The organism is Hymenobacter nivis, from assembly GCF_003149515.1.
GTDB lineage: Bacteria > Bacteroidota > Bacteroidia > Cytophagales > Hymenobacteraceae > Hymenobacter > Hymenobacter nivis.
The window spans coordinates 4,593,098-4,613,782 of the sequence record NZ_CP029145.1 but is presented as its reverse complement, the minus strand read 5'-3'; the positions used below and the strand labels follow the sequence as shown (position 1 = coordinate 4,613,782).

Here is a 20,685-nt window from a genome sequence, read left to right as displayed (position 1 = left end):
GCTTTCTTTGCAGCTTGCCCCGTAACCCACTTACCCTTGACTACCTCCCCGCCCCGCATTGCCGTGCTTATTCCGGCCCACAACGAGGAGAAGTCCATCGCCTTGGTATTGAGCGAGATACCTGCTGGGCTGGTGCAGGAAGTAGTGGTAGTAGACAACGCCTCGACCGATGCCACGGCCGCCGCCGCCCGCGCCGCCGGGGCCACCGTAGTAGCCGAGCCTCGCCCCGGCTACGGCCAGGCCTGCCTGGCCGGACTGGCCTATTACGCCGCCCAGCCTGCTGCCCAAACCCCGGAAATCATCGTGTTTCTGGACGGCGACCACTCCGATTTTCCCGAGGAAATGCCTGCCCTGCTGGTCCCCATCCTCAGCGGCGCGGCCGAGCTGGTGATTGGCTCACGGGCGCTGGGCCAGCGCGAGCGAGGCGCTCTGCTACCGCAGCAGCGCTTTGGCAACTGGCTGGCTACCCGTCTTTTGCGCCTGCGCTACGGCGGCACCCATACCGACCTGGGCCCCTTCCGCGCCGTGCGGGCCGACGCGCTGACCCGCATCGGCATGGTGGATACCAACTACGGCTGGACGGTAGAAATGCAAGTGAAAGCCGCCCGCCTGGGCCTGCGCGTGGCCGAGGTGCCGGTGCGCTACCGCCGCCGCATCGGCGTGAGCAAGGTGTCGGGCACGGTGCGCGGCACCATCGGGGCGGGCTACAAAATTCTGTGGACGATTTTCAAGTATTGGTAGTGCCTGCCCGGTCCACCGGCTTTTTCAGCCAGCCGACTGGTTATCGTTGTTAGCAGCAGGGTTCCATTAGCTTAACAGCAAATCCCCATTGTCTTAATAGAAGCGGCAACCGGCTAATAACTACTGCTGGTTGACAACGACAAGCAGTCGGCCGGCTGAAAAAGCCGGCGGACCGGAGTAGGCGTCAATAGCTTTGCTTTTAGTATTTTACGCACAGTGCCCCTCTCTATTCTGCTTCGCATCAGCCAGTTGCTGGCGCTGCTGCTCACGGGCGCGGCCTACTGGGGCCTGGCCTACGCCACGCCGCGGGCACACTTTACGCAGTTAGCAATTCTCTTTGCGATGGCGGGCGCGGCCTACGCATGGCTGCTGCACACGCGACTGCCGTTGCGCTGGGGACTGGGCGCGGCGCTGGTGTTTCGGCTGCTGTGGCTGCCGGCCACCCCGGCGCTGAGCGACGATTTTTACCGCTTCCGTTGGGATGGCCTGCTGGCCAGCCACGGCCACAGTCCCTTCGCCGAAACGCCCCGGCAGCTGCTCCGGCACCCACCCGCCGACTCGGCTGCCCTGCCCCTGGGCGAGCTGCGCCGCCTGCTGCCGCACCTCAACTCCCCCGATTATTTCTCGGTGTATCCGCCCGTGGCCCAAGGCCTGTATGGCGCGGCGGCGAGGGCTTTTCCTGCGTCCGAAACCAGCTTTCTGGTAGTGGTACGCCTGGCCCTACTGCTGGCCGATGCGGGCGCGGCGGCCCTGCTGCTGTGGCTGTTGCCCCTGGCGGGCTGGCCCGCCCGCCGCGCCCTAGCATACCTGCTGCACCCACTGGTGGTGGTAGAAGTGGCGGGCAACGTGCACATGGAGGGCGTGGTGGTGTGCTTTTTGCTGCTGACCGGGGCGCTGCTGCTACGCCGCCGCACCCGGCTGGCGGCCGGGACCCTGGCACTGGCCGTGGCCACCAAGCTGCTGCCGCTGCTGGCGCTGCCGCTACTGGCCCGGCAGCTGGGGCGGCGGCGCTTCCGGTGGTTTTTGGGCGTGCTGGCGGGCAGCCTGGGGCTGCTGTTTTTGCCCTACCTATCGTGGAGCTTACTACTGCACATCGGCCTCAGCCTCGATTTATATTTCCAGAGCTTCGAGTTCAATGCCAGCGTATTCTACCTCCTGCTAGGCCTGGGCAAGTGGCTGACGGGCATTGACTTAGTGGGTGGCCTGGGGCCGCTGCTGGGGCTGGGGGCGGCGTACCTGGCTTTTTGGCTGGCGCGGCGGGCGGGGCGGCCCCGGCTGGCGGCGGTGCCGCAGCTGCTGCTGCTCACGCTCAGCGGCTACTTCGCGCTGGCCACCATTGTGCACCCCTGGTACCTGGTGCCATTGGTGGCGCTGAGCTGTTTTTCGCCGCTGCGCTACGCCCGGGTGTGGGCCGGGCTGGCGGTGCTCTCTTACGCGGCCTACCGCACCACAGCCTACACCGAAAGCGGCCTGCTAATCACCCTCGAATACGGCGGCGTGCTGGCCTGGGCTGCTTGGGAAGTGGCAGTTGGCGAAGGAGTGAATGGGCGAATGGGCAAGTTCAAAAAAGTATTTTGATGACCACACGGAAGCAATTCATTCACTCACCCATTCGCCAAATGGCCAAGTCCTCGGCCGAGTCTACGTCGTGCAGGGTGGGCAGTTGGGCCACGCGCAGACCCAGGCGGACGGCATCGGCCAGGGTGTCGGGCAGCACAGTGGCGGTACTCCAGTCTTTGTTAGCAAATAATTCGGGCTCCAACTTATTCATTCCCAATAAGTAATAACCACCATCGGCGGCGGGGCCCAGCACCACGTCGTGGCTTAGCAGCAGCTCGAAGGCCCGTTGCAGCAGTTTGGCGCTCAAGCCAGGGCAGTCGGTGCCAATGATAACGGCCTGGCCTGCTCCCGCCGCAAAGGCCGCGCTGAACGCGTGGGCCATGCGCGCTCCCAGCGATTCGGCGGGCGGCTGCACGCGCCAGGGCAGGCCGGGCCATTCGGGCCGGAACTGGGCAAGCTCGCAAGGCGGGACGGGCTCCTCGGCCAGCCATACGGTAGCGGGCACCCCGGCAGCGGCTATGGCCCGGGCCGTGAGGGTGAGCAGCTCGCGGTAGGTGGCCAGCGCGGCTTCGGCCCCAATGCCGGCGGCGAGGCGGGTTTTTACGCGGCCCAGCACGGGCTCGCGGGCAAAAATGAGCAGGTGCCCGGGCTGGTCGGCGGCAGAATTCATGCGCAAAGTGGACTTTGTGGTAAACAGCCGGCAAGCTACAGCCCGCCTCTCGCTAGAGCTTGCTAGAGCTTGCTAGAGCTTGCCCTGCCGAATGAGCCGCCGGTACAACTGCACCAGTCGCGGCTGCGGCATTCCCAAATAATACAGTGCCACGAGCAGAGCAAAAATTGCCTGCAAGCGCAACACGCCATTAGCCAAATACTTACGCGCCGAAGTAGTTACCGCCCGGGGTAATATTTTGAAAGCTCCTTGGGCCCGCAGCCGCGCTACAATTTCCTGGTCTTCCATGAGCAGCAGGTCTTCGCGATAGCCACCAATTTGCGCAAACAACGCCCGGCGCACGAACAGGCTTTGGTCACCAAACCGCACGGCCGTAAACGGCAGGCGCGTGCACCACGCGCTGAACCGCAAGAGCCAGTGCCCATTGTCAAACGCCAGCCGGTAGCAGCCCGCGGCGTAGCCTGCACCCGCGGCCTGCCGCAACTCGCTCACAAACCCGGACGGTGGGTACGAGTCGGCGTGCAGAAAATACAACAACTCGCCCCGCGCCCGCTGCGCCCCGTAGTTGAGCTGGGCGGCGCGGCCCCGGCGCGGGCTGTGCAGCACGGTGGCCCCGGCCTGCCGGGCCACAGCCGCCGTGCCATCAGTGCTACCGCCGTCTACCACCAGAATTTCGGGCACGGGCTCGCCCGGCGCGGGTTGGCGCAGGTAGGGCAGCAGGGCCGCCAGGGTATCGGCCTCGTTGTAAGCCGGGATTATAATACTAATTGTCAAGCAGAGCTAGGTTACTGCGCAGAAGACCAGGAAAGCGCTGCGTCGGCTTCTCCTACGCAGCGCAGCCCGGCCGGTACCGGCCGCCAACGCGCTGCCACCGGCCCTTCGGCAACCCTGCGCACCCGATGGCGGTTATAGAAGCGCCGTTTTCTCACCTGTTTTCGTTATTTGCCGTGGCTATTTTTCCTTTTGCTCACCCCCTACTCAAGCGCTTCGACCGCTGGGCAACCCCGGTACTAGCGGTGGTGGGCGTGGCCGTGCTACTGCTCGAAACCCGCCACCCGCTGCGCCGCCGCACCCGCCCGCGCTCCGAGCGCTGGCTGCGCAACCTGCTGCTGGCCGCGCCCTCGCTGCCCGCCATGCGCCTCACGCTGCTGCCCGCCGTGGTGGGCCTGGCGCAGCTGGCGGCTCCGCACCGCCCAGCCCGGCTACTGGCCGGCCTGCCCGGGCCCCTGCGCACCACCGCCGAGGTACTACTGCTTGATTACCTCGCCTATACCTGGCACCGGCTGCTGCACTCGCCGCTGCTGTGGCGCCTGCACCGCGTGCACCACTCCGACCTCGACATGGACCTGACCACGGCCTGGCGCTTTCACTTTGGCGAAATGCTGGCCAGCATTCCGTACCGGGCCGGGCTGCCGGCGCTGCTGGGCGTGCGCCCCGCCACAGCCCTGGCCTACGAGGTGGTGTTTGAGGCTTGCACTGCTATGCAGCACAGCAACTGGCGGCTGCCGCTGGCCGCCGAGCGCCGCTTGGTGCCGCTGCTCGTGACGCCGCGCGCCCACGGCATCCACCACTCGATGGTGCGCGCCGAAACGCAAAGCAACTTCGGCGTAGTGCTCAGCCTCTGGGACCGCCTGCACCGCACCCTACGCCTCAACGTGCCGCAGTGCGACCTCACCATCGGCGTACCCGCCTACCCCGACCCGGCCGACCAAACCGTAGCCCGCCTGCTAGTGCTGCCCCTGGCCCCACTAGAGCCCTGGGCCCGGCCCGATGGCTCGGTACCCGAGCGCGCCCCCACCACCACGTCGCTACTGGAGTTGGCGGCGGATGGTAACTGCTAGAGCGGTTTCCAAATCACTGTACATGATATCCACAATGGTCAAACCAATTTTTGGCATCCTGTTCGGTTACCCACTCGGCGGCGGCCCGGATGGCTTCCTCCAGCAGGTCGCGGGTACGGGCCTTGGCGGTGCGCAGCCACGTCTTGAGCTTACTAAAAGCCAGTTCAATGGGGTTGAAATCAGGCGAATAAGGCGGCAGGTAGCGCAGCCGTGCCCCGTATTTGCGCACGATATCGTCCAGCCCGTCCACCTTATGCACGGAGAGGTTGTCGAGTACCACCACGTCGCCCGGCCGCAGGGTGGGGCCGAGCACCTGGTCGAGGTAGGCGGCAAACACGTCGCCGTTGACAGCCCCGTTGACAGCCCCGTTGACGCTGAGCAACGCCCCGAGCCCGTCCGGGGTCAGGGCGGCGAGGAGCGTCACGTTCGGGCCGCTGTGCAACGGCACGGCCTGGTCCAGGCGCTGGCCGGCCGGGGCCCGGCCATAGCGGCGGCAGTAGGTGAGGTTAATGCTCGTCTCGTCCACGAATACGAAACGGGTAACATCTTCTGGCTGAATGGCTTCCAAAAACAAGCGGCGCAAGGCTACGACGCGTTCGGTGTCACGCTCGGCGGCGTGGATGCTTTTTTTTTGCGCCCCCACCCCAGGCGCTCGACCGCCCGCCACGTACTCGTGCGGCTCAGGGCCGGGCCGGCGGCGGCGGCCAAGGCGAGGCTTATTTCGGCCAGTGTCGCGTCGGGCTGCGCCACCAGACAGGCCCGCAACAGGTCCTGGCCCGCCGGGTCCAGGCGCGGCATCGGGCCGCCGCTCGCGGGCAGGGCCGCCAGCGAACCGCTCGTACGTTGACGACGCAAAAGCTTGTCCACGAAGGAGATGGAAACGCTGAATTGCGCCGTCACTTGGTAAATCCGGGCCTGCGGCGCGGCACATGCCGCCGCTACCCGTTCCCGCAAATCAATCGAATACGCTTTCATAACAGAAGGTACGTGAAATTCTGTACACCGAGTTGGAAACCGCTCTAACGAAGCTGTTTAGGAAACCTAGAAATTTAAGGTTGAACGTCATGCTGAGCTTGTCGGAGCATCTCTACCGCAGCAGTAATCAGGATTAGTCAGCGGGAGAGATGCTTCGACAAGCTCAGCATGACGTGCTGACGACTTCCCAAACAGCTTCAACAGTTAAGCATCGGCCGGCCTGAGAAAGGCCTCCATCGAATTGAAGAGGCGCTGCGGAATTAGACAATTGGGCCCCCTTACGCTCCTCTCCATCCTAATATTACGCCATTCCAGCCTGCTTGCACGGGGCTTATTGACCCTGCTGGCCGGCCTTGGGCAAGAGCTGATCTGCAAATGCACCAACCCCAAGCTTGCTTCTGCTCGATTTCAACATCGGCCTTTCCTTAGTGGGCAGCCCCGTTTTTAATAACCCGGTACCGCACCTGGCCCTGCGCACCGACAATCTCCAGATGATAGATACCAGGGCCCAAATCATTCAGGTTAAGGGCATTGAAACCGGCAACGGCTTTCCCCATTAAGGCTGGCCTTCCCAACATGTCCAGCAAGCGATAAGTATTACCAGCGGCAGCGTGAAAATTGAGACGGTCGTAAGCAGGGTTGGGAAACACGCCGGCCGCTACCGGACTCGCTTGCACCGCCACCACCGGCGAATACGTATCAGTATTATCGACATCTACCTGGCGCAACCGGTAGTACACCAATGCATTAGCTTCTACCTTCGCATCGAGCCAAGCGTACTCTTGCGCCGCGGTGCTGCTACCGTGGCCGGGCACCGTTTTTAGTTCCGCAAAGGTTTGGCCGTCGGTGCTGCGCTGCACCTCAAAATGCTTATTGTTGCGCTCGGTGGCCGTGGCCCAGCGCAGCCGCACGCCCGCCAGCTCCCGGCGCGCCGTGAAGCTGACGAGGCCAACGGGCAGCGGGTTGTTGCCGGGGCCCCCAGCGGCCTCGGTGCTAGCCAGCACAAAATCGCTGAACGAAGTGAACGCTACGGTGGAGATAATACTACCGCCCGGGGCCCCAGAGCCCGTCCCGCCCAGGTCGAGCCAGTTGCCGGCGTTGTCGCTCTTGGCAATGCGCAGCTTGGCGGGCATATCTACTTGGTCGTCCACATCATAATTGAGCTTGATAACGCCTTGGGTGAAATTGCTCGCGCCGCCGTTCGTCACGGTGAAGTACCGCACCCTTGATACGCGTTGCAAGCTGCCTGCTGCCGTGGGCATGGCCCGCTTCGTCGGAGCCTGGTTGAATTGCTGGGCCGTGTAAGTGATTGGGTTGGCATCGGCTTGCTGCCCGGTGAGCGTGAGCGGCCGATAAACCTTACCGCTGCCAATCGGGAAAGTCAGGTTGACCACCGTACTAGTTTGCAGCCGGCTCAAGGGCCCGTCGATGAAGCTAGTTGCACTGCCAGTAGGCATGGTCCCATCTCCCGATAACACTAACCCATTGATAGTCGTGGTGCTGATATTACCTTGGGTTAACGTGAGGTTCTTTACTTGCAGTGGACGTTGGAGGACAGCGCCCGCTGGGTTGTTCATTACCAGGCTGACGTTAGGACCCAGCGTTAAAGTGCCACTACCGCTGCCGCCAATATTTTGGGCAGAAGCCCCGCTTATTGTTAGAAGGAACGAGTTGGTAGCGCCTGGGGTGAAAATAAGATTACCTCCACTCAACAAGATACTGCCCTTGAGATCAAGTTCTTTGATATTGAAGCTGTTTAGGAAGTGGGTGGTCGGGTAATTTTACGCAGTAGCAGCACGACAAAGGCGAGCCAGTGGAAGGCCAGCCAATTTTCCAGGCAGGTTTCGTAGCGCACCAGCAGGGTCTTGAAGCCGTCGAGCCAGGCGTTCATTTGCTCGATGACCAGCCGGCGCCGGTAAAGTTCGGGGTCCAGCGGCGTGTCATCATCCGTTTGCCAGTCGGTCGAGCGCCGGTTGCGGGGAATGTTGGCTTCGATGTCGCGCCGGGCGCAGGCCTGACGCAAGCTAGTGACATCAAAGGCTTTGTCGGCATTCAGAAAGAGGCCTTCCAGGCGCAGGTGCGCTTGTTCGAGCAGCTCACAGAGTTCGGCGAAGACGTGTTCGAGGGCAAACGTATCGTGGTGGTTGCCGGCTTGCGGCGTGGCCACGGCTAGGGGCTGGCCCGTGTTGTCGGCCAGAAACAGGGCGTTGGTGGTGCGGGCCGCCTTGCGGCCTTGATAGCCGACAGCCGCCCCGCCGTTTTTAGCCGGGGTGTGGCTGCCATCGAGTTGCACACTCGACAAGTCCAGCGCCGCGTGGTTCAAGCGCAAGACGCTCAACCAAAGCTGTTTCCAAGCACCTTGCTTGCGCCACTGGTTGAAATAATAGTAGACGCCCTGCCACGTCAGGGGGTGGGTTGGCAGCAATTCTCGCACGGGCAGCCAGCGCCACTGACAACCCGTTTTGAGCTTGTAGAGAATGGCGCCGACGACTTCCACCGGCTGGGCCGCCCGCCGACGGCCGTGGGCGCTAAAGGGCAAATGGGGGAGTATCCAGGCGGTAATGATATCTTTGGGCAGGACTTCCATGACGGAGGGAAAGGAGATGGGTCGCACCTCAAATTTCGCTCTGCCGTGGGAGTCTTTTCTGTTTTGAGCCCGCCTGACTACTTCCTAAACAGCTTCATTAAATGTGTGAGTACCGGACAATATCATCAAGTCATTTTGAATAATGACTTTGTTAGCACCATAAGTACCGGCTGTAGGTGTGCGGTTCGCGTTAACGGTGAGGTAGCCGAACGTACGGCCACTCAAGCCAACGCTACCGGTGCCACCGGCTGTGTAGAGGTAGTAGCTACCAAGGTCGAAAATAGTAACGGCGTAAGTCCTTTCGCCGAAAGGGCTACGTCCCCCGGCTTGTTCAAACGTCGCGCCGCTACGGAAAACTACAGATTCCGTGTTGGCTGTGAGCGAACCAAAAGGAAACCCTTCGAATGTTGTGCCACTCAAAAAGTAGGATCCGCCCGTAAATTCAATGGCTTTAGCAGTGGCGGAGAGCAACGTGTGAGAGCTGGTAAAAGAAGCGTTTCCCGAGAACTCCAGTCGGCCCGCAATAGCCGCCCGGGTGCCTACCGCGAGTTGCATAGCCAGTGATGAGTTGCTGCTACCCAGTCTGCCAACTACTTGCACGAGCGTTCCGGCATCCATTTGCAAGCCCACAGCTGGGGACTGAGCCCCAATGACGAGCGTTTGAGAACCGACTGTATTCAGTGTGGCCTGCACTCTATTGATAAAGATCAGCTGACCGATATTTTGTGAAGCAGTAAAATCCAAGGTTACGCTGGTACTCGGCGTGAAGGTTCCGTCGAACACCAGCACGTCAGTGGCGGCGGGCGACAGCCGGGTGGGCACCCAGTTGGCGGCGGTGTCCCAGTTGGAGTCGGTGAGGGGCTGCCACTGGTAGCGCGGCTGGCCAAAGCTGGCGAAGGTGGTCAGCAGGAACAATAAGGTGACCGCGCTGGTGACGCGGAAGTGATGCGTGGTAGAGGTTTGTAGCATAGGTGTTTCAAGGTCAAGCCTCAAAGGTATCCCACCATTAAGCATCATGAACTATTGATGAAAAAAATAGTTTGAGAGTATTGCAGCGCGCACACGTCAGTACGCCGCTTAGTTCACCGCCTCCCACACGTTATCTTTGGGAGAGATATCCGGCACGTAAAGGCTGCCCAGCACGATTTTTTTAATTGTCTTTTTGCTGGGTACGGGCACGGCTACGGTACGGGCCCCGGCCTGCCACACGGCGATGGTGCGGTGGATTTTTTGGGTGGTGCCATCGGCGAAGGTTAGCAGCAGGTCGATGGGCACGGGCTTGGTGCCCTTGGCTTCGATGGTTATTTCGGTGCCGCCGCTGGCCGGGGCCACGCGGGCAATGGCCAGGTCGGGGTAGCCGCTGTCGAAAAACCAGCGCTGCCAGAACCAGTTCAGGTTTTGGCCGGCGCCGGTGTTCATCGAGTTGAAGAAATCGTGGGGCATGGGGTGCTTGCCGTGCCAGTTGCGGATGTAGGTGTGCAGGGCCCGGGTAAACAGCTCGTCGCCCAACAGGTCCTTCACAAACAGGTAGCCCAACGCCGGCTTGGGGTACGAATTCAGGAAAAAGGCCTGGTCGGTTTGCTGGCTGCTGAGCGTGACGATGGGCGGGTCGGCCTCGGTGCCGGCGGCGGCGTTGTAGGGCTGCATGCCGTAGGAGTCAACCAGCGTGGGATCAATCATACTGGAAATCAGCCACTCACCGATGGTAGCCCAGCCCTCGTCCATCCAGCCGTACTTGGTTTCGTTGATGCCCATATAGAATGGAAACATCGTGTGGAAAATCTCGTGGTCGGTGAGGGTAATGGCCCCCTGGCGGGTGGCGCTGGGGTTGTCGTTCACCATCATCGGGTACTCCATCTGGTCGCGGCCGTCGAATACCGTTTCGTGGCTGTACGGGAAGGGCCACTTCGGAAAGGTGTAGCTCATGGCCAGCACCGTGCGGCGAGCAATATCCATCACGTCGCGGTAGTCGCGGTGCTCGGGCGAGTACACGGCATCGACGCGGGTGCGGCGCTGGGTTTTGGGGTCCACAACGGGGCTGCTGGCCTGCCACACGTAATGGTCGGCGGTGGCAAACACGAAGTCCGGCACGTCGCGCGCCTCGAAGCGCCAGGCATTCTGGGCGTCGGGGTTGGTGATGTCGCGGCGGCGCACGTCGGTACTGTCGATGATGGTCGTCACGACCTCACTTTGCTCGGCGCGGTGCAGCCGGTCGATGTACTTCTTATTCAGCACTTCGCCGGGATTTACGAGGTTACCGGTGGCCCATACCACGTAGTTGCGCGGCACGGTGATGGACGCCTTGAACGTGCAGAAATCGTTGTAGAACTCGGCCACGCCGGTGTAGGGCCAGCGGTTCCAGCCGTCGAGGTCGTCGTACACGGCGATGCGGGGGAAGAAATAGGCCACAAAAGCCGCCCCCGGCTCCACCTCGCCGGTGCGGTTATGCGAGCCCTGGTTGAGCGTGTAGGCGTAGGTAATGGCTACCTTCAGGCTTTGCCGCGGCAGCAGCGGGGCCCCCAGCGGCACCACCATGTTGGTGGCGTCAACGGTCAGCTGGCGCACGTCGAGACGCTGGCCGTTGAGGGCCAGCTGCTGGATTTGCACGCCGTCATTAATGTCTTCCGGCGCGATGCGGTTCACGCGCGGGGCCCCTTCCTGGTAGAGGTTGGGGTAGAGCTTGAACCAGATTTGGCGCAGCGTGTCGGGGCTATTGTTTTGGTAAACAATGTCCACCGTGCCCGAGAGGCGGCGCGACGACGGGTTGTATTCCACGTCGATGTCGTAGGCCGCCGTATTTTGCCAATACCTGGGGCCCGGGGCTCCAGTTTCGGCGCGGGTGCCGCGGGTGTAGGCGGCTTGCAAGTTGCGCGCGATGGGCAATGCGGGCTGGGCCCGGCCGGCCAGCGCCAGCGAAACCAACAGCCCGGCCAGCAAGGCGCTACGGAGAAGAAACAGGGTTTTCAAGCAGCAGAAAATCGCGAGGTAACGAAAACAAAATATACGCAAAGCAAGGCGGTGGCGCCCGAATAATGATTTTTTTTCGTTCCCGTGCAACACCCGGCCCATTTCTCCGACCAACTACGTAGAACCCTCTGCCAAATCCACCCGTGAGGGCCCCCGGTAACATCTGCCGCGCCCGGCGGTTACCTCCGCGCTTCTTTTTTCCCTTTTTATGAATATCGGCATCGTCTGCTACCCCACCTACGGGGGCTCCGGCGTGGTGGCCACGGAGCTGGGCAAGGCCCTGGCCCAGCGTGGCCACCGCGTCCACTTTATCACCTACAGCCAGCCGGTGCGGCTCGACTTCTTCAACGAAAATCTGTTTTACCACGAGGTGTACGTGCCCGCGTACCCACTCTTCCAGTTTCCGCCCTATGAGTCGGCCCTGGCCAGCAAAATGGTCGACATCGTGCAGAATGAGAAGCTCGACGTGCTGCACGTGCACTACGCCATTCCGCACGCCTCGGCGGCCTACCTGGCCAAGCAGATTTTGCGCACGCGCGGTATCGCCGCGCCGGTCGTCACCACGCTGCACGGCACCGACATTACGCTCGTGGGCAAAGACGCCAGCTACGAGCCAGTGGTTACGTTCAGCATCAACCAGAGCGACGGCGTGACGGCCGTATCGGCCGATTTGCGGCGCGAAACCTACGAGTCGTTTCCCATCGACAAAGAGATAGAGGTGATTCCTAACTTCATCGACCTCGTGCGCTTCCGCAAGCAGGACAAGAGCCATTTCCGGGCCGCCATTGCGCCCGAGGGCGAAAAGCTACTCATTCACATCAGTAATTTCCGGGCGGTGAAGCGCGTGGAGGACGTGCTGCGCATTTTTGCCGGCGTGCGGGCCGAGATTCCGGCCAAGCTGCTGCTGGTGGGCGACGGCCCCGACCGCTCGCGCATGGAAAAGCTCGCCCGGGAGCTCGATTGCCAGCGCGACATTCGCTTCCTGGGCAAGCTCGAAGCCGTGGAAGAAGTGCTCAGCGTGGGCGATTTATTTTTGATGCCTTCTGAGAATGAGAGCTTTGGACTGGCCGCTCTGGAGGCCATGGCCTGCGAAATGCCCGTGGTGAGCACCAACGCCGGCGGCATTCCCGAGCTGAATATCCACGGCGTGACCGGCATGGTGAGCAACATCGGCGACATAGCCGACATGGTAAAAAATTCCCTCTACGTGCTCGACGACGCCAACCTGCCGCGCTTCAAAGCCGCCGCCCGCGCCCGCGCCGAGGAATTTGCCGTCGGCAACATCGTGCCGCTCTACGAGGATTGCTACCGCCGCGCCATCGCCGCCACCCTGGCCACCGTTTAAATATAGCGCGGACTTTAGCTACGCTGATCTTCGGTTGTAGTCCGCGGCCCTCGCTTCGTCCTACCAATTACCGTTGGGCGACCGGGCAGCAACGCGAACTCGCAGCGTCCACGCTACAGGAAAATACCCGCAATTTCCTGCCAGCTGTGCACGCGGCGGTGGCCCATTTTGTGCACGTTATGCGGGGCGTTGAACAGGATACCCTCACCCCGAAAATTATCAAAGTTGTAGGCATTGTCGTCGATGAGGAAGTCGGCGTTGATGATGCTTTTGTCGCCGCAAAACACGTAGTTCGGCCACGGGATAAAGGCAAAATGCTGCTGCAACCAATTGTACTTGTCGAGAAACGAGTTGGGAAATTCCATGGCCGCCGTGGCAATGAACAGCTCGTAGCGCTCCGACATCTGGCGCAGCACGTCCTGGCTGTCGGCCATCACTGGCAGGTCTTTGAAAAAGCCTGGGGCATTGGGATAAGCGCGCAGGGCGCCTTGGTGCTCGGGGGCCACGGCGTCGGCCGCACTGCGGCCGTGCAGCGACTCCAAGGTCAGTTCGCGCTGAAAATCACGGCCGTACCACTCCCGGAAGCGGGCAATGGAATCGGCCATTACCTCGTCCATGTCGACGGCAATGCGGGTCTTTTTCTCCATAAGTAGCGGGGCCCGGGGCCCCAAGGCCAGGCGGTTAGAACAGGCCGAACGCCTCGTGCTTCACGGCGGCCAGGGCCTGGGCGGTAGGCTCGGCCGCGTCGGTCATCAGGCCTTCGAGGATGCGCTTGGCCAGCTCGGTACCGCGGGCCTGGCCGGGGTTGGGCAGGCCATGGAAGGCGCGGTTCACCATCGTGAGCACGTTTTCCTTTGCTTCCTTGACCAGCACCCAGGCATCGGCCGACACGTAGAGCTGCTGCGAGAGGTTGTGGTCGTACTCGGCCCGAATCTCTTGTTGCAGCAGGCGGTGGTAATCGGGGGCCGACTGGCCGGCGCTGCTCAGGCGCACGAGCACGTTGTTGGGCGAAATGCGCTCCAGCATCAGCACCACCCGCTCGTAGGCTTGCAGGCGCAGGGGCAGCGTTTCCTTGCTGCTGGCCAGCCGTAGCTCGATGAGGCGGCGCTGCTGGTCCTTGTCCAGGTACTGCTTGAAGAGCAAGTAGATCGCCCCGGCCACGACGAGCGCCGGCAGAATAATTTTGAGCAGTTCGAAAAGGTAAGCGGCAGAATCCATGATGCAACACCCAGCTTCAGCCAGGCAGAAAGTAGGCACGGCGCCGGCAGGGGCCCCGGGCGAGGCGGCCGGCGGGCCGCGCTGAAGCCCGGCCGCCGGCAAAACTACGCCGTGAACCGCGGCCCGCCCCGCGCTGTTTACCTTGCCACTGGGCCCCTGCCCGGGCTGGTGTATATTTGTTATTGTTCTAATTAACCTAACCTCGTCTTTCCTATGGCCAGCGTTGCCACCCTCGCCCCCATCACCCTCACCGACCGCGCCGTGGTCGAGGTTAAAAATATCATCATGGAGAAAAATGTGCCCGATGACTACGGCCTGCGCATCGGCGTGCAGGGCGGCGGCTGCTCGGGCATGAGCTACCTGCTGGGCTTCGACAAAGCCAAAGAGCAGGACGAAACCTACGACCTCGACGGCCTCAAGCTCATCATGGACAAGAAACACGCCATGTACGTGCTCGGCATGGAGGTCGATTTTCAGGACGGCCTCAACGCCCGCGGCTTCGTGTTCAACAACCCCCAGGCCAAAAGCACCTGCGGCTGCGGCACGTCGTTCTCGGCCTAAAACCGCTGATTTTGACTGATTAATGGTGATTTCGCTAATTTTTTCCGAATTGTTATGGACGTAAAATATTTGTCGGACGACAAGGGAAAAATAACCGGCGTCTTCATTGCCATTGAGGATTGGGAGCAGCTGCAAAAACAGTACAATATCTCGCTCACCGCCACCGGGGCCCCCAATGCTCAGTTGCAAAACAGTCTCAGTACAGCCTTGGCTAAAGCCAAGCTGGGCGCGGAGGAAAACTAACCTGTTTAGGAAGTAATTGGACCGTCATGCTGAGCTTGTCGAAGCATCTCCATTGCAGCAGTAATCTATAATTAGTGAGCGGGAGAGATGCTTCGGTTGCGCTCGGCATGACGGCTCATCGACTCAGACGGCTCAACAGCCCACAAAAAAGCCCGGCCCGTCCGGGTTTTTTTGTATCCATTTCCCAACGGCTTAGAATTGCAGCCGCTGGCCTTGTACTGGATATATCAGCCGCAGCCCCAGTGAGTTGGCCGCTACCAGCTGCCGAGCAATGGCGGCCTCGTTGGCAGCGGGCGGCTTGCGGTGGGTAATAACGACGGGCACGGCGCGCAGGGCCCCGGGGCCCGCCACCTGGCCCAACGCAGCCAACTCCTGCATCAGCCGGGCGGGCGTGAGGTGGCCGAATAGCAGCTTTTCGGGCTGCTCGTTGGCGTAGGACGTTTCGATGAAAATGGCCCTGAGCTGGCCGGCCCGCACCAGGGGCCCCACGGCCTGCCACAGGGCTTGCAGCTGGTGGCTCTGTTCCAACTCGTCGGCCCCAGTGTCGCCCAGGTACAGCAGGTAATCTTCGTGGCTGCGCAGCAGGAAGGCGGCGCTTTCGTAGGGCCGGGCGTGGCTCAGCGGGAAGGTACGCAGGCGCAGCGCGGTTTCGGGCAGCGCTATTTCGGGGCCCGGCGCCAGGGCCTGGAGGTGGTATTTGCCCAGGGCAGGCGGGGCCCCGGCGGGGCCAAAGTTGGGCCAGGCGCGCCAGTTGAAGTAGTCGTTTTGCAGGATGGCCAGGCAGCTGGGCAGGCCGTAAATCGTTTTGGGGGCGTCGTCGGGCGCGTTTAGCAGCAGGCCGGCTACGTGGTCGAGGTGAGCGTGCGAGATGAGGTAGGCCTTGATGTAGGTTTTCAGCACGGCGTCGGCATCCACGGCAAATACCTTGTCGGCCACGGCTTTACCAAGGCCTGTGCGCAGGCTGCCCGCATCGAGGCACACGTAGGCGGTACTGCCGGCGGGTGCCACCAGGTAGGCCGAGAGGTTGCCTTCGTCAAGCCCGCCGCGCACGCCCAGCGGCACCACGTCGAAGGCCGGCGGGCGGGGGCCCTGCGCCGGGGCCCCCAGCGGCAGCAGCCCTAGCAGCAGGCAGCTACAGCGCAACCAGCACTGAAATTGCGTCGTTACCAACTCAATACGTCTTGTTCATGTCCTCCGGTATCACCACCACGTAGTCGGCCACGTTGATGTTGTCCTTATCCAGCCGATCCAGCTGCGCCTGCGTGGCGACGCTGATGGTACGCACCTTCAGCGTGGGGGCCCCTTGGCGGAGGTAGGCCACGATGCCGTCGTGGTGGTCGGAATGATAGCTGCCGTTGAGGTGCAGCAGGGTTTGGCCGGGCTGGCGGCTGGTGCGGATGAAGTAGGCCATGGTGGCGTCCTTCAGGGCCTGGGCCTGGATGATGGTTTGGGCCCCGCCGTCGTGGGGGCTGTTGCCGCCGCCGCCGAACATGGCGGCCATGTTTTTGTAGCCGGGCAGCTCGTAGTCCACCTTCAGCGGCAGTGGGGCCAGCAGGGCGCGGTCGGCGGCGGGCAGCTTGTCGAGGGCGGTGAGGCTACCGCGGGCTACCTGCTGGGCAAACGGCCGCGGGGCGTTGGTGCCCACGACCGGGATGCCGTGCGCCTGCGCAAATTGCAGTAGCGGGCGGTAGTCGGTGCCATAGTTAGGCCAGGGGCGCGCCTGGCGCTCGAAGGCCGAATCGGGCAGGGTGCCAGCGGTAAACTGGGCCACCAGCGGCTGCACGTCGCGCTCAAACATTTCCATGCCCAGCACCAGCTTGCCAGGGCCCTTGAGGCGCTGCAAATCCTTAGCTACTTGCAGCTCCAGCCAGTGCGCCAAGGGGTCGTTGTGCTGCTCGCCGAAGAGCACCACGTCGGCCTGGGCAAGGTCGGCGAGCATCTGGTCGTAGTCGGCGGCTTTGCCGTCGGCGGCGAAGAGGCGGTAGGCAGGCCGGTCGCCCAGCGTGAAGCTGCACAGGGCGAGCAGGCAGACGATTTTTAGCGCAAGGTTTCGCAAGGTTTTGGGGAGGTTTCGCGGAGGATGTGGGCACGGTGCCCGTTGCGGTTACGAACAGCGCAGCCCCGAAGTCGGTTGCGAAAACTGGAATAACTACTCGCCAAGCCGTCCTGCTCATCTAGCGTCCGCGCAGCTGAAACTAATAGCCAAGAACGTCATGCTCATCTAACATCCGCGCAGCCAGAACTTATAGCCAAAAACGTCATGCTGAGCGCAGCCGAAGCATCGCTCCCGCAGCAGTAATATTATTTACTCAGCGGGAGCGATGCTTCGCTACGCTCAGCATGACGTTCAAAATCTGCTCATTACTCCCCTACCCTTTATAGAACATCCACTTGCCCAGCTCCTTGTACGTCACTTTTTTGCCGTACATGAGGATGCCCACGCGGTAGATGCGGGCGGCCACCCACGTGGTGCCCACGAAGCCGACGATGAGCAGGGTCCCCGAAAGCAGCAACTGCCACAGCGGTACCCCGAAGGGCAGGCGCATCACCATGGCGATGGGCGAGGTGAAGGGAATCATCGAGAGCCAGAACGCCAAGGCCCCATTGGGGTCGCCGTTGATAATGACGTTGATGCTCACGATGTAGCTGATGATGAGCGGGACGGTAACCGGCAACATAAATTGCTGGGCGTCGGTCTGGTCGTCCACGGCCGAGCCAATAGCCGCGAACATGGCCGAATACAGCAGGTAGCCACCCAGGAAAAAGAATAGGAAGCCGCCGATGATGCGGCCAACCGGCAGCCCGTCCAGCACCTTCCAGATGCTGAACGGGGCCCCGGCGCGCGGCGCGGCAATGGGCAGCTCGTCGGCATTGGCGGCCGCGGCGGCGCTGCTGGGGCGCGCGTCGATGGCGCCTGGGGCTGCGGCGGTACCGTCGGCCGGCGCGGTGGTGGCAATAGTAGCGGGAGCGGCGGGGCGGCTGGCGGCGGCTACCACGGGCGCTTTGTCCTTCAGCAGCAGCGGCACGAGCACCGTGGTGAGGCCCCACGAGAGTGCCAGCCACAGCCCAAACTGCGTGAGCACCACGCCCGCAATGCCCAGGATTTTGCCCATCATGAGCTGAAACGGCTTCACCGACGAAATCATGACTTCCATGATGCGGTTCGACTTTTCCTCGCTCACGCCGCGCATCACCTGCACGCCGTACGTGAAGATGAAGAAGTATACCAGAATGGACAGGACGTAGGCCATGGCGGTGGTTACGCCCACGTCGTTGCGGCGGCCGCCCTGCTGCGTCAAGTCAATGGTAGTCAGCTCAATGCGGGCTTGCAGGGCATCGATGGTGGCTTGCTTCAGGCCCGAGCGCTCCATTTTCAGGGCCCCCAGGGCCTTGCTCACGGCGGTGCGCACATCGCGCTGGCGCTTGAGCGGCACGTTGCCGTTGCCCAATAGCTGGATGCCGCGGGTGCTGTCGATGCTGATGCCGGCGGGCACGTACAACAGAGCGTCTTCCTTGGTTTTAGACTTTTTAAACGCCGCTTCCGAGGCGGCCAGCGACGTGCCCAGGGCGGGTACAAACTGCACGTCGTCGGTGCTCACAAGCTGCGACAGCAAGTGCAACTGGCTCTCATCGTACACGGCCACAATGTCGGGGCCCCCGCCCATGCTCAGCTTGCCGATGGCCAGCGACGAGGCCGCCAGCAGCACCGGGGCGAGCAGGGAGATGACCAAAAAACTCTTTTTGCGCACCCGCGTGAGGTATTCGCGCTGGATGATGAGCCAGATTTTGTCCATGACGGCGGGATGATATTAGTTGGCGTAGTCAGCGGTTTCGAGCATGGTTTCGCCCACGCGCTGGATAAAAATCTCGTTGATGCTCGGAATCCGCTCGCGAAAGGCGTGCACCTCTACTTGCCCGATGAGGAAACGCAGCAGCTCGTTGGGCGTGGTGCCGTCGTGCAGTTTCACGCGGGCGTAGAAATGGTCGTTTTCGCGCGCTTTCTGTTCCACCACCTCAAAATCGGGGTGCGAGAGGATGGGCCGGCCCTTGCCTTCCACCTCGTAGGTGTTGGTTCTGAACTCGTTCTTAATGGCCGACACCGGCCCGTCGAGCACCTTGCGCGACTTGTTAATCAGGGCAATGCTGTCGCACAGCTCCTCCACCGACTCCATCCGGTGCGTCGAGAAAATGATGGTGGCGCCCTGCTCGCGCAGCGCCAGAATCTCGTCCTTGATCAGGTTGGCATTAATCGGGTCGAAGCCCGAAAACGGCTCGTCGAGGATGATGAGCTCGGGCTGGTGCAGCACCGTGGCGATAAACTGCACCTTCTGCTGCATACCCTTGCTGAGGTCTTCCACGTTTTTCTGGGCCCAGGGCACCAGGTCGAGGCGCGTCAGCCACTGCTTGATGCGCGCCACGGCATCGGCCCGTTTCAGGCCGCGCAGCCGGGCCAGGTACAGTAGCTGCTCGCCCACTTTCATCTTTTTATAAAGGCCGCGCTCCTCGGGCAGGTAGCCGATGCGGCCAATATGCTCGGGCCCCAGGCGCTGCCCGCGGAAGCGGATTTCGCCGCCGTCGGCCCCCGTAATCTGAGTAATGATGCGGATGAGCGACGTTTTGCCCGCGCCATTGGGCCCCAGCAGGCCGAAAATACTTTGCTCGGGAATGGCGAGGCTCACGCCGTCGAGGGCGGTGTGGGCGGCGTAGGTTTTGCGCACGTCCAGGGCTTCAAGAATTGGGGTCATGGCAGAAAGAAGGAAAGAATAGGAATTTGCAAGAATACGCATGAATGACCGGGGGCCCCGCCTCAGGCCCCGGGGCCCCCAAGCTCGTCCAGCTCGCGCAGGTTGGCTTCGAGGCGGTCAAGGTGCTGGCCGTAGAGGCGGTGCAGGTACCAGTTGGTCGCCCTGCGCATCAGGACGTAAAGCAACACACCCATCACGCCATACGCCATGCCCAATAAACCCAGCCCCGTCGCCAGCCTAGGCTCAGCAAACCGCTGCACCATGCGCCCCCCCACGAATAATAAGCTAACGGTGAGCGACGCCGGTACCGACCATATCGTAGCCCGGTAATACAATTCGACCAGGCTGCGCAAGCTCTGCAGTTGCTGCCCTATATGCTCGCGCACGGCCCGTCCCGCTACCTCGCCCAGGCTTCGCAGCACCGCCAGCTTGCGCCGATAATACAAGCCGCTGAGTAGGCAAATAAGCCCCAGCCAAGCCGCTGATGTCAGGTAATAGCTGTCCTGGGTCGATATCGCCACACCGAGGCACACGGCCAAGCACACCAGCACAAATCCAATCTCCAGCCAGGCATTACGGCGCATCTTGGCCACTGGGCTGCCCGAGCCACGGGCCAGCAGCCGCATTAGGGCCGCCTCGTTGAGGGTGGCTGACTCCTCAACTGGCACGGGCTGCTTCCAACTGGCACGAAGGTCATCGAGTTCCATCAGGCAGCGGGGACTAAGAGCGAGCGAAGCTTTTCTTGCACGCGATGCATTTTCACGCGCACGTTGTTCTGGGTAATCCCCAGGATGTCAGCCATTTCTTCGTAAGGCCGGTCTTCCAAATACAGCAGCACGAAGGCCTTGTCTACCTCCGACAACCGAGCAATGGCGCGGTAGAGGGCGGCGGTTTCTTCGGGCTCGAAGGCGGCGGCCTCCGTGGCCTGGGCCACTTGCAGCGCGTCGGCGCCGAGGGCCCCGGGCGCCGGGTGGCGGGTGCGGTGGCGCAGGTTGCTCACCGCTACATTCAAGGCTACGCGGTAGAGCCAGGTGCTGAGCTTGGCGCCCGGCTGGGGCATGTAGCACGGCCAGGCCCGCCAGAGTTGCAGCACCATTTCCTGGAATAAATCCTGGCGGTCGTCGGCATCCTGGCAGTAGAGGCGGGCCACCCGTCGCAGCAGCGGCTGGTACTCGTTCAGGGCCTCCACAAAGTCGGGGGCAGTAGCAACGGCGGTCATGCGGAGCGGTAAT

The 20,685-nt window shown here is 62.1% G+C and carries 22 protein-coding genes; 6 read left to right on the top strand and 16 right to left on the bottom strand.

The features are described from left to right. The first annotated feature begins 36 nt into the window (after nucleotides 1–36). Nucleotides 37–741, top strand: coding sequence for a glycosyltransferase family 2 protein (locus DDQ68_RS20530; protein WP_109657971.1), 705 nt, complete (start codon nucleotides 37–39; stop codon nucleotides 739–741). Nucleotides 742–957: 216 nt separating this feature from the next. After that, the gene (locus DDQ68_RS20525) at nucleotides 958–2,319 is read left to right on the top strand and encodes an MptA/MptB family glycosyltransferase (RefSeq protein WP_109657970.1); all 1,362 of its coding nucleotides are present in this window, start codon (nucleotides 958–960) and stop codon (nucleotides 2,317–2,319) included. Between the two features lie 22 nt (nucleotides 2,320–2,341). On the opposite strand, the gene DDQ68_RS20520 is transcribed toward DDQ68_RS20525, so the two are convergent. Both DDQ68_RS20520 and DDQ68_RS20515 read right to left on the bottom strand, forming a co-directional pair. Further along, complete coding sequence (locus tag DDQ68_RS20520; protein WP_109657969.1) at nucleotides 2,342–2,971, bottom strand: TIGR04282 family arsenosugar biosynthesis glycosyltransferase; 630 nt, start codon at nucleotides 2,969–2,971, stop codon at nucleotides 2,342–2,344. Between the two features lie 72 nt (nucleotides 2,972–3,043). Then, the gene (locus DDQ68_RS20515) at nucleotides 3,044–3,745 is read right to left on the bottom strand and encodes a TIGR04283 family arsenosugar biosynthesis glycosyltransferase (RefSeq protein ID WP_109657968.1); all 702 of its coding nucleotides are present in this window, start codon (nucleotides 3,743–3,745) and stop codon (nucleotides 3,044–3,046) included. Nucleotides 3,746–3,918: 173 nt separating this feature from the next. Here DDQ68_RS20515 and DDQ68_RS20510 point away from each other — a divergent pair, with 173 nt between their 5' ends. Further along, on the top strand, nucleotides 3,919–4,812 hold the full coding sequence (locus DDQ68_RS20510; protein WP_162550295.1) for a sterol desaturase family protein: 894 nt from the start codon (nucleotides 3,919–3,921) through the stop codon (nucleotides 4,810–4,812). Nucleotides 4,813–4,825: 13 nt separating this feature from the next. On the opposite strand, the gene DDQ68_RS20505 is transcribed toward DDQ68_RS20510, so the two are convergent. The 6 genes from DDQ68_RS20505 to DDQ68_RS20485 all read right to left on the bottom strand — a co-directional run bounded on the left by DDQ68_RS20505 (nucleotide 4,826) and on the right by DDQ68_RS20485 (nucleotide 11,341). Continuing rightward, complete coding sequence (locus DDQ68_RS20505; protein WP_245897135.1) at nucleotides 4,826–5,395, bottom strand: IS630 family transposase; 570 nt, start codon at nucleotides 5,393–5,395, stop codon at nucleotides 4,826–4,828. A 2-nt stretch (nucleotides 5,396–5,397) separates the two neighbouring features. Further along, entirely contained in the window at nucleotides 5,398–5,787 is a 390-nt protein-coding gene (locus DDQ68_RS23175) for a transposase (RefSeq protein WP_162550293.1), read from the bottom strand. A gap of 425 nt (nucleotides 5,788–6,212) precedes the next feature. Beyond that, complete coding sequence (locus tag DDQ68_RS20500) at nucleotides 6,213–7,244, bottom strand: T9SS type A sorting domain-containing protein (RefSeq protein ID WP_162550292.1); 1,032 nt, start codon at nucleotides 7,242–7,244, stop codon at nucleotides 6,213–6,215. Nucleotides 7,245–7,543: 299 nt separating this feature from the next. Then, nucleotides 7,544–8,374, bottom strand: a complete 831-nt coding sequence (locus DDQ68_RS20495) for an IS5 family transposase (protein WP_109656237.1) — start codon at nucleotides 8,372–8,374, stop codon at nucleotides 7,544–7,546. An 84-nt stretch (nucleotides 8,375–8,458) separates the two neighbouring features. After that, nucleotides 8,459–9,343, bottom strand: a complete 885-nt coding sequence (locus tag DDQ68_RS20490; protein ID WP_162550291.1) for a hypothetical protein — start codon at nucleotides 9,341–9,343, stop codon at nucleotides 8,459–8,461. 108 nt (nucleotides 9,344–9,451) lie between these two features. Next, complete coding sequence (locus DDQ68_RS20485) at nucleotides 9,452–11,341, bottom strand: M1 family metallopeptidase (protein ID WP_245897134.1); 1,890 nt, start codon at nucleotides 11,339–11,341, stop codon at nucleotides 9,452–9,454. 208 nt (nucleotides 11,342–11,549) lie between these two features. Here DDQ68_RS20485 and bshA point away from each other — a divergent pair, with 208 nt between their 5' ends. Beyond that, a complete protein-coding gene (gene bshA / locus DDQ68_RS20480) occupies nucleotides 11,550–12,686 on the top strand; it encodes an N-acetyl-alpha-D-glucosaminyl L-malate synthase BshA (protein WP_109657963.1) in 1,137 nt (378 codons plus the stop codon). A 113-nt stretch (nucleotides 12,687–12,799) separates the two neighbouring features. Here the strand turns inward: bshA and DDQ68_RS20475 are convergent, their stop codons facing one another. After that, nucleotides 12,800–13,333 (bottom strand): 5' nucleotidase, NT5C type, encoded by a 534-nt coding sequence (locus DDQ68_RS20475; RefSeq protein ID WP_211320184.1) that lies wholly within the window; start codon nucleotides 13,331–13,333, stop codon nucleotides 12,800–12,802. Nucleotides 13,334–13,367: 34 nt separating this feature from the next. After that, a complete protein-coding gene (locus DDQ68_RS20470) occupies nucleotides 13,368–13,904 on the bottom strand; it encodes a DUF7935 family protein (protein WP_109657962.1) in 537 nt (178 codons plus the stop codon). Between the two features lie 213 nt (nucleotides 13,905–14,117). On the opposite strand from DDQ68_RS20470, the gene DDQ68_RS20465 reads away from it, so the two are divergent. After that, nucleotides 14,118–14,465 carry a HesB/IscA family protein gene (locus DDQ68_RS20465; RefSeq protein ID WP_109657961.1) on the top strand — a complete coding sequence of 116 codons (348 nt, stop codon included), beginning with the start codon at nucleotides 14,118–14,120 and terminating at the stop codon, nucleotides 14,463–14,465. A 54-nt stretch (nucleotides 14,466–14,519) separates the two neighbouring features. Beyond that, on the top strand, nucleotides 14,520–14,708 hold the full coding sequence (locus DDQ68_RS20460; RefSeq protein WP_109657960.1) for a hypothetical protein: 189 nt from the start codon (nucleotides 14,520–14,522) through the stop codon (nucleotides 14,706–14,708). A gap of 192 nt (nucleotides 14,709–14,900) precedes the next feature. On the opposite strand, the gene DDQ68_RS20455 is transcribed toward DDQ68_RS20460, so the two are convergent. The 6 genes from DDQ68_RS20455 to DDQ68_RS20430 form a co-directional block, all read right to left on the bottom strand. Continuing rightward, complete coding sequence (locus DDQ68_RS20455; RefSeq protein WP_211320183.1) at nucleotides 14,901–15,851, bottom strand: MBL fold metallo-hydrolase; 951 nt, start codon at nucleotides 15,849–15,851, stop codon at nucleotides 14,901–14,903. Between the two features lie 28 nt (nucleotides 15,852–15,879). Further along, nucleotides 15,880–16,764 (bottom strand): ChaN family lipoprotein, encoded by an 885-nt coding sequence (locus tag DDQ68_RS20450; protein ID WP_245897133.1) that lies wholly within the window; start codon nucleotides 16,762–16,764, stop codon nucleotides 15,880–15,882. A gap of 313 nt (nucleotides 16,765–17,077) precedes the next feature. Further along, nucleotides 17,078–18,502 carry an ABC transporter permease gene (locus DDQ68_RS20445; protein WP_109657958.1) on the bottom strand — a complete coding sequence of 475 codons (1,425 nt, stop codon included), beginning with the start codon at nucleotides 18,500–18,502 and terminating at the stop codon, nucleotides 17,078–17,080. Between the two features lie 15 nt (nucleotides 18,503–18,517). Next, complete coding sequence (locus tag DDQ68_RS20440; protein WP_109657957.1) at nucleotides 18,518–19,453, bottom strand: ABC transporter ATP-binding protein; 936 nt, start codon at nucleotides 19,451–19,453, stop codon at nucleotides 18,518–18,520. A 62-nt stretch (nucleotides 19,454–19,515) separates the two neighbouring features. Continuing rightward, nucleotides 19,516–20,160: a hypothetical protein gene (locus tag DDQ68_RS20435; protein ID WP_109657956.1), complete on the bottom strand. Its 645-nt coding sequence runs from the start codon at nucleotides 20,158–20,160 to the stop codon at nucleotides 19,516–19,518. Beyond that, on the bottom strand, nucleotides 20,160–20,672 hold the full coding sequence (locus DDQ68_RS20430; RefSeq protein WP_109657955.1) for a sigma-70 family RNA polymerase sigma factor: 513 nt from the start codon (nucleotides 20,670–20,672) through the stop codon (nucleotides 20,160–20,162). Before DDQ68_RS20430 ends, DDQ68_RS20435 begins: the two co-directional genes overlap by 1 nt. Nucleotides 20,673–20,685: the final 13 nt, after the last annotated feature.